This window comes from Desulfocicer niacini (assembly GCF_054657595.1).
Genome location: NZ_BAAHYK010000004.1, coordinates 1 through 12,137, shown reverse-complemented (window position 1 = coordinate 12,137; position 12,137 = coordinate 1). Strand labels below are relative to the sequence as shown.

At 49.0% G+C, this 12,137-nt stretch carries 9 protein-coding genes; 8 read left to right on the top strand and 1 reads right to left on the bottom strand.

Annotated elements, in window-relative coordinates:
* Positions 1-174 precede the first annotated feature (174 nt).
* Positions 175-1,518, top strand: a complete 1,344-nt coding sequence (locus ACYQ2M_RS02780; protein ID WP_459914789.1) for a hypothetical protein — start codon at positions 175-177, stop codon at positions 1,516-1,518.
* A gap of 375 nt (positions 1,519-1,893) precedes the next feature.
* Positions 1,894-2,469: a VOC family protein gene (locus ACYQ2M_RS02775; protein ID WP_459914788.1), complete on the top strand. Its 576-nt coding sequence runs from the start codon at positions 1,894-1,896 to the stop codon at positions 2,467-2,469.
* Between the two features lie 299 nt (positions 2,470-2,768).
* Here the strand turns inward: ACYQ2M_RS02775 and ACYQ2M_RS02770 are convergent, their stop codons facing one another.
* Positions 2,769-3,098: a transcriptional regulator gene (locus ACYQ2M_RS02770; RefSeq protein WP_459914787.1), complete on the bottom strand. Its 330-nt coding sequence runs from the start codon at positions 3,096-3,098 to the stop codon at positions 2,769-2,771.
* A 494-nt stretch (positions 3,099-3,592) separates the two neighbouring features.
* On the opposite strand from ACYQ2M_RS02770, the gene ACYQ2M_RS02765 reads away from it, so the two are divergent.
* The 6 genes from ACYQ2M_RS02765 to ACYQ2M_RS02740 all read left to right on the top strand — a co-directional run bounded on the left by ACYQ2M_RS02765 (position 3,593) and on the right by ACYQ2M_RS02740 (position 11,818).
* The gene (locus tag ACYQ2M_RS02765) at positions 3,593-4,045 is read left to right on the top strand and encodes an SRPBCC family protein (RefSeq protein ID WP_459914786.1); all 453 of its coding nucleotides are present in this window, start codon (positions 3,593-3,595) and stop codon (positions 4,043-4,045) included.
* 76 nt (positions 4,046-4,121) lie between these two features.
* A complete protein-coding gene (locus ACYQ2M_RS02760; protein WP_459914785.1) occupies positions 4,122-4,289 on the top strand; it encodes a YqaE/Pmp3 family membrane protein in 168 nt (55 codons plus the stop codon).
* 131 nt (positions 4,290-4,420) lie between these two features.
* On the top strand, positions 4,421-4,996 hold the full coding sequence (locus ACYQ2M_RS02755; protein ID WP_459914784.1) for a YkgJ family cysteine cluster protein: 576 nt from the start codon (positions 4,421-4,423) through the stop codon (positions 4,994-4,996).
* 4 nt (positions 4,997-5,000) lie between these two features.
* The gene (locus tag ACYQ2M_RS02750) at positions 5,001-6,608 is read left to right on the top strand and encodes a hypothetical protein (RefSeq protein WP_459914783.1); all 1,608 of its coding nucleotides are present in this window, start codon (positions 5,001-5,003) and stop codon (positions 6,606-6,608) included.
* Between the two features lie 13 nt (positions 6,609-6,621).
* The gene (locus ACYQ2M_RS02745; protein ID WP_459914782.1) at positions 6,622-7,422 is read left to right on the top strand and encodes a hypothetical protein; all 801 of its coding nucleotides are present in this window, start codon (positions 6,622-6,624) and stop codon (positions 7,420-7,422) included.
* Positions 7,415-11,818 carry a hypothetical protein gene (locus ACYQ2M_RS02740; RefSeq protein WP_459914781.1) on the top strand — a complete coding sequence of 1,468 codons (4,404 nt, stop codon included), beginning with the start codon at positions 7,415-7,417 and terminating at the stop codon, positions 11,816-11,818. Before ACYQ2M_RS02745 ends, ACYQ2M_RS02740 begins: the two co-directional genes overlap by 8 nt.
* Positions 11,819-12,137: the final 319 nt, after the last annotated feature.

Genomic DNA, 12,137 nt, shown 5'->3' with positions numbered 1-12,137 from the left:
GCGGCACAACTTCCCAGGAGTTAAGTTAAGAGCGGCACTGATACCACCTTTTTCCCAGTAAGACAGCCTTTGGTACGCCTTCCGCCATCGGGCAGCTAATAATGATGGCAGATTTTTTACAAGATCCTCTATTTTGAAAAACATGGCGTTTATAAAAAATATGTGGGGGATTCAATGTTATGGTTTCGTAAATTCATTACGTTCATTTTATTGGCAACAGGAATAGCCCTGCAGTTTTTGCAATTTCCAGTTAGCCTTGCAGGTGAACGAATAAAAAAAATGTTGATCTTGGAAATCGAAAATACACCCTATACCAGGCTGAGTGCTGCAAAGCGCTTTGGTGCAGATTTTATAGAACTCAGTTATGAAAGGCTGTCGCACCAACCTGAAGTACGGGAAGTTTTTCTTGGTTTGATGGACAGATCTGGAGGTGGGTGTGTTTCCAGTTCCCAATGGGCCTCTTTCTTAAGCACATTTCAGCGCACTGAAGCTGTTGGGACAGGAATAGTGTTTTCTTTTAATGAAGGTATTTACCGCATTAACAGCGTGGAGCGATTATTAACCCAGGATGTTGCTGATACAACTTGTTTAGAAGTTTCTTTTCTTGCCAGGTACATTGACAGCAAACAAGACGATGTTCCCCAGCTCAGTGAAAAAGATTTTATGGACTATCCCGGAATAAAAGTGGAGCTGGAAGGGCTTTTAAAAGGAACAGTTCCCAATGAAAAAATACTCAATATTACGCCAAAACTGTGGAAGGGTTTTGCGCAGAAATTTCTTGATCAAGACTCATTCAGGCCCGCCTTTACTTATAACAGCAAACTTTTTATCAGTGGAACAATTGATCAGCCGGTACCATGGACCTTGAAAATCCCCTGGCTTAAGAGGTTTTGTCAAATTTTAGGTGCAATGGCAATACTACTGGGGATTGCTGTTGGGATTTCTGCCCATCGATTGGCCGGGAGACGACAAGGTATCCCTGTTGCGTCAGTCTGGCTGAGTGTTCTTTGTGATACTATCCTTCTTAGCGGATCTGTTTTTTTCTTTGCGCTTTTCATCGACTCTTTTTGGATAAAGGTGCTGGGGCAGCCATCCCTACTTGGTATCGTCCCCGACTGGCCCTCACAACAGATGATTACGGGCCTGCATTTTGTTTCTATTCCTGCAGTTTTTATTGCTTTGCCCTTACTCTCGTTGTGGTTCACCAGCCTTTCTGCCCAACGTATTCATATTGATGAAAAAGGTATTACATCATTTGGAGCACTTGGCAGCAGACGGATGGAATGGACTGAACTGAAGGACATAAGCGTCGAAGAACAGCAAAACCCATTTGCTTTTACGGTGGTGGATTTCCGGAGTCTTCAGCGGGTTCTTTCCCTCAAGGGTGTGGATAAAGAAATAATCATCAACCAACCTTCATCCAGCCAACGTAAAGTTTTAATTATACATTTTTTTAAAAAATATGCGCCACAAGGTGTGAGCCAGAGCCAGATTATCAAAGAACTTGATAAGTGGTAACGGCCTGTTGCCGTTATGTGGAGGTAGCCATGGTCGATTTCCCGGATGCGTATTCCTGGTCAAGTTGTGCGCTAAAGACCGCCATCAAAAAAGAATTCTGTCTTGATTTTGATCCCTGTTATTTATAAAATCCATGGAAGTGGAAAAAAACATCGGTTTCAGGCTTGATCCGGAAAGGGACCATCTTGGACTTGATCAATCTCTGCATGGTGAACGGGGGTATGATTTTGCCTGATTTTATAAGGGGGCGGCATTTTTTGGGCAGGAATGGAAAGAAGAAAAAGGGGACAAACAAATCTGTCCCCTTTTTGCTTTAGACCAGAAAAGGACAGCTTTGTTTATAATTATCAACAACAATGATGTGGGGACGCAACTATGGTGAACTACAAAGGTATAAATCATTTGGCCATGGCTACGGCGGACATTGACATGACCATCCGCTTCTGGAGAGATCTTTTGGGAATGAGACTTGTCGCAGGGCTTGGACATCCGGGATACCGCCACTATTTTTTTGAGATTTCACCATATGACATGATAGCTTTTTTTGAATGGCCTGATGTCGAAAAAATTCCTGAAAAAGACCATGGTGCCCCCGTTAAAGGTCCCTTGGCCTTTGATCATGTTTCCCTTGGTGTTGAAGCAGAAGAAGATCTTTGGGCCTTAAAACAAAAGCTTGAAGCCGCAGAGTTCTGGGTTTCAGAAGTCATTGATCATGGGTTTATCTACTCCATCTATTCCTTTGACCCCAATAATATTCCCATTGAATTCAGCTATGCAATTCCAGAGGTGAGTCTTCGAAAGCATCCTGAAATGGCTGACACCAGCCCGTCGCCCATGGCGGTTGAAGGGCCGGAACCCCAGAAAGGCAGATGGCCGGAAATTAAAGCTCCCATTCCAGAAGCGGACCGGGAGGTTTATCCTGGTGAGGGGATTATTTTACGCGAAAAATAATGATCTATATTTAATACCTGCGCCAATTATATTTTTAAGCAGGTTCCAAAAATAACATGGAAATAATAGATAAGAATTCGAAAGATCTCATCAATTCAGGGCTTGATCACAACGTGGGCCATTTTAGGGAGGGGTCAGTAGGGAGGGGTCAGGCTTGCGTTATTGGCGTTTTTGTTTAAAATTGCTTTTAAACCCAGGCGGTTGGCAAAATCACAAGAACACAAGCCTGACCCCGTTGGCCCATCAATGGTTACGGGTGGTCCATCTTGTGACCAAGTCCTCAATTCACATGGCTGGAATCATACTTTATCATGTTGAGATATAATCCGGAAAACAGCAGATACAATTCTGCCATCTCTGCACCTTGGACATTTACCTGGTTTTTTAAAAGTCTTCCGTTTCTTGAATTGAAATCCACAATCCTGGCAATAATAGGGTTCCACATCTATTCTTTTCTTATGGTTTTTAACTGTTTTTTCTATGGATATCAGATGATGGTAAACATCTTTTTCTATAATACCAACCGATTGGGAAATTTCCCGTACCGTCATGGGGCCGTTCTCAAGACGACTTATGATTTCCTGCCTGATGGTCTGTGTTTTTTCATTGCTATTAAAAGATTTCACCATGAAAAGAAGTCTCCTTAAAATTGAGCTGGTTAGTTGACTCCGCGGACTCTTTAACTCTGGACGCCATCGGCCGCATCCCGCAGCTTGCTGATAAAAGTGCAGCAGCTGTTGAACCGGATTGGTATACATTTGTTTTTTGATTGCGGATGGCCCAAATTCATCTGTAACCCATCAAATTTGGCCGCATTAGCAGTAGATGTCAAGTAGGTTGTGGGCTGAAAATGTAGAAAAAAAATCATGAAGGGGCATCACCTTGAAAAATAGCGTTGAGTGTTGCGAGCCATGCTGTATAATAAGGGCTGACAAAAGAAATAGTTCCATCCGTCCGGGAAAGGTCCTGCGTTTGTCTAAATGTCTGGTCGATCTCCTGAAAGCTGGTTTCTCATGTAAGACAGTTATGACCTTTTGCAGGCCATACAGTCTGTAGAGGCGGAAGCCCTGGCAATACGGGCCTAACTTTCTATTATCCTTTAAATTTCGGGGACAATTTACGCGTGGTGTATACCATACAACAAAATCAAACGGTGAACTCAACCATTGAAAAGGTGTGGGAATTTATCAGTAATCCCGCCAACCTCAACGGGATAACGCCCCCTTCTCTGGCCTTTGAAATAAAATCACCGTTACCCCAAGAGATGTTTAACGGGCTTTTGATTGAGTATGAGATTAAAATCCCCCTGTGGGGACGGCGCACATGGGTGACAGAGATCAAGCATATCAGACCCCATTGCTCGTTTGTGGATGAACAGCGCCTGGGACCCTATTCTTTCTGGTACCATTATCATGAAATCCGGGCTGTGGACAACGGTGTTAAAATCCTGGATCATGTGACCTATTCTCCGCCATTTTCTCTGCTTGGCCGGGCGGTACACCCGTTCTTAATAAGACCATTGCTGGATGAGATTTTTGATTACCGTCGGGAACGTTTTGAGGCTATTCTCAAGTAATAAAGAAAAAGTGTAGATACCTGTTTTTTCAGGCCCCTTTTTTTAAAAAAGAGCAACCAGATTTTAAGGATTAAAAATGAAAGATTTGATAAAAATTGTATGTGCAATCATTTTTCCACCAGTTGCGGCTTTTCTGCAGGTTGGCATAGGGAAACACTTCTGGATCAATATTGTATTGACCATACTGGGTATTATTCCAGGCATGGTTCATGCCGTATGGATCATTGCGAAAAATAAAAAATAACGGACTTGATCATAATATCACACTAAACATTGGCCGGCCATCATAGGTGATGGATCACCGGGGCAGGCGTGCTGCCTGCTCGCCACGTTGCAGACAGAAGTACCGCAATAATCATGATAAAATTGGAAAATATGGAAGACAAAATACCTGCATTAAAAGATATTTATGAAACCTTTGCCCGCAAGGCCAATGAATCAAAAAGAGAACAGGCCTGTGTAAAGGGGTGTGGCTTCTGCTGCAAGGAGGCTGGAAGCATTGACATAACCACCCTTGAAGGCCTGGCCATAAGAAACGCCATGAGAGCCCTTCCCCGGTCCCGGCAGAAAACCCTGACAAAACTTTTCCAGCAGGAGATCAAAAAAAGGGAAAAGGGCGTTGTCACCCCCTGCCCGTTTCTGATGAAAAATAGCGCCTGCATGATCTATGAGGACAGGCCTTTCTCCTGTAGAAGAATCTATTCCACCCATGTGTGCACCAGGGAAAATCCTCCCATGGTCAGCCGTCAGGTCATGGAAGATGCTGCTGATGCCATTAAAGCTCTGCAGGAGCTGGATATCACCGGATATTCAGGACATCTCTCCTATATTCTTTACATGTTATCTATCCCCCAGTTTCTGGATACCTACCTGAAAGGGGCGTGTAAACCCGAAGAGATCATGGTGTTTGGTAAATCCCACAGGATCGTCATTAACAAGATGGTGGTCTAAAATAATGAGTACCGTTGATTTTTTGGAGGCAGATGCGGCCCAGGTGCTCAGAACCCGGGAATCCGACGTAACCAGGGCAGTCCACTCCAGCCTTATCATGCGTCCCATCTATGAGTTGGAGGCCCGCAGATTCACCATTATTTCCACCAACACTTCTTCCTCCATGGACGATGAACCAGAAGATGGGGCAGATATCCGGGAGTTGGTGGATCTCATGTGGGTGGCCTTTGCCATACTTGACAGCGTGTCTGAACTCACCGAGTACCACGTGGGGGTTACCCGAAAAGAGGTGCTGGACAAGGTCACCCCGGCCATTGAAAATCAGATCCGCAGCGCCGGAGAAGAGATTTCCCGGGAAGCATTGCTGAACCTGCTCAAAAAGGTGTTTGACCACCTGGTGAACCGGGATAATCGCTATCTTCCTTTCAAATATCGCTATTTTGATGGGGCCTTCGGCACCTTTAAATCTCGTCGGTTCTGGTTGATTAAAGCCGTGTACACGGACAAGGGACAGGATAGCCTGTTTTCCCTCACAGAAGAAGGGTATGCCGCCTACTTTGGCCTCCATGAAACCAGTGCCCTTGACTCCACTGCCATCGGTAATCTTCGTATCAAGCTTTTAATAGAACGGGGCAACGTGGACGATGCCATTACCGTTGCCGAGCAGAACAACAAGCAGTGTACCAGAAAGGCCCACGAAATAAGAAACATCCGCCGGGCCATACAGAGAAACATACACTCCATTGATTTTGAAAAGGTCAATGCCATGGCCGACCAGGGGGCAGGGCAGGCCACCCAGATTCAATTTGAGAGCAGCCGTCTTCATCACATGGTGCTTGATAACCTTTTGATGACAAAGGATGGGGCCCAGGAGAATAAACTACTTCAACTGGCCCGGCATCTTAAAAAGTTGAATCGCCGCCAGATGGAGCTGGTGAGGGAATTGCAGCGCCTACCCGATGATTATCACGAGAACAGCCATAAACTGTTCAGAAAACGCATGTCCGGAATCCTGCCGCCCATGGATGAAGTGTTGAGACGGGTGTGCCGCATGGAAGAAAACGATGCTGCCGCCGTGGCCCGGGAGTTCATGGCCCTGTTTGATCCCCCGGTTCAAATCCCCCTGTTTGATCCTGGTGCCATAATTGATACCATGAGCCAGGCCTTGGAACGCCGGGGGAGCACCGGTGATAAAGTGCTGCCCCTCCAGGAGGTTGACGGGGAATCCATTGTCCATTATGAAACAGAACTTACAGAAGCCTTGATGGAAAAAGCAGTTGTCATGATTCAAGATCGGGTCCGCACCGCCGAGGGCACCATGATGGAAGAGCTTCTGAAGGAGGCCATCCTTGAAGGGGGTGACATCCAGGAAATTAACCCCAAAGAGCCCACGCCTGAAAACAAGGGCCACCTGTTGCCCATGGGCGTTGCCATGACCGTGTTTCAGGCCATCATTGATCACCGTATCGGTGGGCGTAATGGTTTTCTGGTCAAGCTTGCCTCCCCGGCAAGGCAGTTCTCCATGACCCTGCCCGGTGGCAGGCTTTATCGTGGTCACCATCTGGTTTTGGTTCCTGTCAATTCAGACCCATTCCTTTCCCCCAAAAAATAAGTGAAAGATCACCATGGAAAATATTTATGAAACAAGCCGTCTCGTCTATCTGAGTCTGGCCTACAGCAATGGTAATAAGCGCATAATCACAGAGCATCAAACTGAGCTGATGGAGCTTCTCCAACGCTTCCAGGCAGAAGATGCCTTTCGTCAGGCAGTCATGGAAAACCTGCGGGCCATGGAACTCCAACTCCTGGAGGTGGAGCCCATGGCCCTGAGGCTGTCGTCCAGAAATTCCGGCAGTTTTTTTGCCACCACCCTCACCGATTACGGAAGAATGTTGGCTCGCACCCCCCTTAAAGCCGGCGAATTGCTCTGTGTGCACTGTGCCGTGGCCACGGCGTTTTTTCCCACAGAATCTGACCTGGATGCGCCGGTGGAGGATCTGGGGGTTATCGTTCCCGGTGATGTCGTTGAGATTTTGCGGCAGTTTGCAAAGGCCGAAGAGCGCATGGATCCGGAAGACGAGATTTTTCACCCGGAGGTGAGAACCGCCGCCGGAAGACTGAGGCAGCTTCCAGAAGAAAACCCGGACAGCAAGCGGGCCGTGGGGGGCAACAGCTGGCTTGAGCTGATCATACGGGTGCTGGAGCACTTGGTGGCAACGGGTTATCTCCTGGAATTTCAGGAACAAGGGGATGAAGTGGTGGAGTATCGACCCACCCCCGCCTATCAGAGTGCCATGAGAACGGCCGCTGTATATGCGTTCCATGCCTTCCGGGAGCTTGTGGCGGATCAGAAAGCGGTGGTATCAGCAGGGAAAGATCGGGAAGCGTCACCCCGGGACCCTTCAGGGGAGATGAGCAATGTATAAACTCAGCAGATTTTTTGTAAGTGATATTGTGGCAGGGGAGAACATTCTCAGAAATGGTTTTTTCCCCATTTTAAAGACAAACAGCCGGGCCGATCATGGGATTATTGTGGCGGCCAACGGTTCATGCAAGACCACGCTGCTCTCCTTTCTGTTCAGCGTTTTTGCCCCTGACCGCCGCCGTTTTGTGCAGTATCTGCAATCCAATGGAGACAAGAGCCTGGAACAATACCTGGTGCCCGGCCGACCCGCCGTGATTATGCTGGATCTTTCCATCAATCTGACACCCACCCTTTTTGATGAAAAGCCACGGGAGCACCTTGTGATCGGGCAGCTCCTTTATCGTGACAGGACCGCCCCGGACAAGATCCGGCGAAGCTATTTCATTGCCGGATCTGATGCTGCCGATTCGATTACCCAGGCGGCCGATTTTTTTGATGGCCTCCGTCTGCAATGGGAAGCCCTGTCGGCGAGCAACAGCCCCCATTCAGCCGTAAAGGAGTATCTCAACGACAAGGTGTTTCAGACGGACAACCAGACCGAGTGGACACAAATCCTTGAATCCCTGGGACTTGATCCTTGGCTGATGAATCGCCAAGTGGATTTTTCCCGCAGTGAAGGGGGCATAAAGGAGTCGTTTAAGTTTAAAAGTGAAGCCGAGTTTTTAAGTTTTTTTCTGGGATGCGTATCTGATCTTGACGGAGCCATGGCCATCCGGAAAAACACGGCCCAGACCATTGACAAGATGAAAAACCGTCCTGAAAAGAAAAAGCAGCTGGCCGCCGTTATTTTACTTAAAAAAAATCTGGAGACCTTTCACGAAACCGGCAGACAGTGGCGGGGTGTTCACGGGGAAATGGAGGAGAGCCGGATTCAGCTGGGGGAAGCGGTCCATTTGCTCACATCTGCAAAAAAAGAGGCGGTTCTGGTCCTTGAAGTAGCCGATGCCGGGGTAAGACAGACCTATGACAGGCAAAAAGTTATCAAGGGTGAGTTTGAGACAGCCCAGGCCAATCAAGTGAAGATTGAGGAGATAACTCATGACCGGGAAGTTTCACAGCTCAAACGCCTGATCACCGAGGCGGATGGGCATCTGAAAGACTGTGAGGCCGAACGTATGGCCCTCAAGGCTGCCGATTTGATGGCGTCATTAAGACAGCTCAAGGCCGAGTGGGAATCCAGGGAAAAAGCCCTGGCCGGTAAAGATTCCCAGCTGGAACCGGCAAGGCAGCAGACGGATTTAAGGGCGGCCCAGTACCATGTCCACCTGGGAAGTCAGCGCATGGAGAACGAATCCGCCATCCGCTCCATGGAAAAAGAGCGAGGTGACACGGAAAAAAAACATGAAGCCTTGAAGGAAGACCTCAAGGCTCAGGAACGAAAAATTGCACGCCACAATGAGACTCTCACCCGGCTTTCCGCCCAGGTGGGAGCTGCCCGGGTGGCAAGGAAGAATCTGGGGCTTGCCTCCGGGGAAAATCCCGGGGAAAGTCTGGCAGAACTTGAGCGGCAGATCCATGCCAGTGGGGAAAAAATGGCACAGGCCACAACCCGGCTCCAGGAGATGGAAGAACGACAGCAGCGGAGCCAGGCCCGTTTTCAGGAGCTGCACCGCTCCCGCATCCAGGCAGAGGAAGCCCTGAAACAAGTCCAGAAATCCATGGCAGATGAAAAGCTCAAAAGGGATAAGCTGCTGGGGGATGCCCATCTTATACGCATCGCCGGTTCCGCAAGCTTTGAACCCACCCGGGCGGATCTGTCCACGCGCCTGGGGGAATCCATTGCCCGCAGCCGCACCCGCACCGAAGGCCTTCAGGAACAGCTTCTGGAGATGAAAAACGAGCTCAGACGTCTGGAAAACATGAACTGTCTTCTGGTGGATGCCCAGGTGTCAAGGCTTGTTGCTTACTGCACCGCCCAGGGGGTTTCTTCTTCTGAAGTACAACCCTTTCTGGATTACCTTTCAGGCATGGATAAAACCCCGCAGGAGATTGCCAGGGTGGTGGAAGGTGATCCTGGACGATTTTCAGGTATCATGGCCCTTACGGAAGAGGTGATGGAAAAGATTAAAACCCTGCCTGTGCCCGACTGGCTCCACAAGCCGGTGGTGATGTCAACACCCCGGAATATGGAACGGGAGTCGGTTGCGGCATATTGTGTGATCTCCCCCAAAGACCCCATGGTGTACAGTAAATCCTACCTGGAGGAGCAAAAAAAGTCCCTTTACAGGCAATGCGATACGTTAAGGGAACAGGTGGCAGAACGGATTTCTAAAATTCGATCCATGGAGGCCACAGAGGCCCGGCTCCGGGAATACCGGGCACAATATCCCGATCTTGTTGCTGTGGAAGGCCTGTCCCGGAGTCTAGAATCGGCACGGGAAACCCTGGCGGGCATGACATCTGATATCCTTGCCATGGAAAAAAAGATGGATGGCCATAACACGTTAAAAAAGGAGCTGGAAGAAATTTCCCGCACCGAAACCCGTACCCATGCCCGCCTGGAAAACCAGGTAAAACAGCTGAAAAACTGGCTTTCCCAGTATGGGGAGATGGCGGCGTGGGAAATCGAACTTTCCAGGGGAGAGATTAAACGGCTGGAGCTGAACCATATTGCCTCCCAGATCCGGAAAAAAGAAAAAGAAACCGCTGACACCCTCTCCCACCTCCATGGCACCTTGGCTGGAAAACGGGCGGAGTTTAAAAATCTGGAGGAGCGGGCCGATGATATTCCCGTCACAGAGGGGCTGGTTCTCGCCCAATTCCAGGTGCAGGAGGCTCTGTCCATGGATCTATCTGCCTTGAGACGTCAATATGAACAGGCCCAGAGCAACGCCATCCGCATTGCCAGCGAACTTGGCATTGATGGATTGAGAAACGACCTGCAGCGGGTAAGACAGACACTGCAGAAGACAACCAACGATCTGGAGCGATATCGTAAAAAAAATACCTTTGACGAGGCGTGTGCCTGTACATGGGCCACAAAAAGCAGCCGGGAGCGGGACGAACGCACCGCATTTCTTTCGGGTAAGCTGGAGGAAATAAAGGAACAGCGGGCCGGACACAAAGGTAAACTCGAAGGGCGGGAACGGGATCTTGCCCGCTGCCGGGCGGAACTCAAAACCCTTGCCAGCCGTGGTATAAATGGGGATATTGATTCCCGGGATCTTGAAAATACAGATCTGGAGGGGTTGATTTTACATTATAAAAATCTGGCTGCAGCCCGGGAAGAAAAAATCAATGAGCTGAAAAAGAACGCCGGTCGCAGGATAGCTGAGCTGGAAAGGAATCGACGATGGGCAGGCGAGCTTGAACTGGGGCTGGCAACGGTGAGTGATCACGCTTCCTTCTGGGACAGTGATTCCCCCCGCAGGCAATGGCCAGGGCTTGTGGCGGTGGAAGATCCGGCGAAAAATACCCTTCTCTTCCGGGAAGAAATGAAAACCCTTTTAACCGCCAGAAAAGAGATGGAAACCCTCATGGAGAGCAGCCGCAAAAACATGGGCCGCGCCTTTGACCATCTGAAGGGGGAACTCAAGGATGAGGCATTGAAAAATCAGCTTCCCGCCATTGTGGACGAGCTTTCCCGGCACGATGCCGAAAGCCTGGGGGGGCAGAGCGGTGACCTCATGGAAAAATGCAGCTACATTGCAGCCAACATCGAAAGTGATCTGTCACGGTCTGCCAGGTTTGTTGAAAGCCTTGTGGATCAGCTGTTCCAGCATGTAAGGGTGGCCTACCAGAAACTCCAGACCGCTTCAAAACAGCTTATGCCGGACAACGTGTTTGTTTATGGCGGCAAGCCCATTTTAAAGGCCGGTACCCGCCTGGATTTTACCCGGCACACAATGATCTACCGTAAAACCATTGACAACTGGCTGGATGAGCTGATTGAGAAAAATCATATTCCGGAGGTGAGTGCCAGGGCAGGCGATACCCTTGCCATGGAACTTCTCTACCGTCTGCTCAAGGTTTCGTCGGCAAAGCAGGAGTTCGGCATCCGCCTGCTTAAATGTGATGACACCGGGCGCACTTACGAGCCCGTGGGCAAAGACCTGGGTTCCGGGGGGGAAGCCCTCACCACGGCGGTGCTGCTCTACTCCCTTCTTACCTCCATGCGCCAGAGACGACGGAACAAAAGGGATGATCGTCTGCCCGCTTTTCTCCTTGCCGATAATCCCCTGGGGGTGTGCAACCGGTCCGATTTTCTGGACACCCAGCTTAAGGTGGCCCGGGCCATGGGTATTCAGTGTATTTATTTTACCGGCATCAACGACCGGGAGTCCCTGGGGCTTTTCCAGCACCGAATGGCCATCCGTCACAGCGGTAGCCACATTCAGGTGGGGGGGAAGTCCTACAAGAGCCTTGAGGTCATTGAGCAAAATGTGGAGGACGTGTAAATTTAAAAAAAATAACACACGCCTGACCCCGCTGTTTCAGCAATTGTGACGGGTTGTCGATGTTATAATCAAGCCCATCCTTTTTTATGGGATTGCGCTTTTATCCGTTTGGTGATTATACTTTTTTTGATTTACAATCTGTAAAAAAAAACGACACCTGGGCCGGTGCATTGTTTATGCTGTTTCTTGGGGCGTTTTCTTGCCTAAATCTCCCCTTCTCTGAATTATGTTGGGAGGGATGGTGTTAAATTTTATCATGGTCCAACGTAAAAAAATGTCCTGTGCATTGTGGCCGTACCTCCGGCATGCCAATTGCTTC

What these genes read in the sequence shown, in the direction of transcription:
- ACYQ2M_RS02780 (WP_459914789.1), top strand. Translation starts at nt 175, where the DNA reads ATGTTATGGTTTCGTAAATTCATTACGTTCATTTTATTGGCAACAGGA.
- ACYQ2M_RS02775 (WP_459914788.1), top strand. Translation starts at nt 1,894, where the DNA reads ATGGTGAACTACAAAGGTATAAATCATTTGGCCATGGCTACGGCGGAC.
- ACYQ2M_RS02770 (WP_459914787.1), bottom strand. Translation starts at nt 3,098, where the DNA reads ATGGTGAAATCTTTTAATAGCAATGAAAAAACACAGACCATCAGGCAG.
- ACYQ2M_RS02760 (WP_459914785.1), top strand. Translation starts at nt 4,122, where the DNA reads ATGAAAGATTTGATAAAAATTGTATGTGCAATCATTTTTCCACCAGTT.
- ACYQ2M_RS02755 (WP_459914784.1), top strand. Translation starts at nt 4,421, where the DNA reads ATGGAAGACAAAATACCTGCATTAAAAGATATTTATGAAACCTTTGCC.
- ACYQ2M_RS02750 (WP_459914783.1), top strand. Translation starts at nt 5,001, where the DNA reads ATGAGTACCGTTGATTTTTTGGAGGCAGATGCGGCCCAGGTGCTCAGA.
- ACYQ2M_RS02745 (WP_459914782.1), top strand. Translation starts at nt 6,622, where the DNA reads ATGGAAAATATTTATGAAACAAGCCGTCTCGTCTATCTGAGTCTGGCC.
- ACYQ2M_RS02740 (WP_459914781.1), top strand. Translation starts at nt 7,415, where the DNA reads ATGTATAAACTCAGCAGATTTTTTGTAAGTGATATTGTGGCAGGGGAG.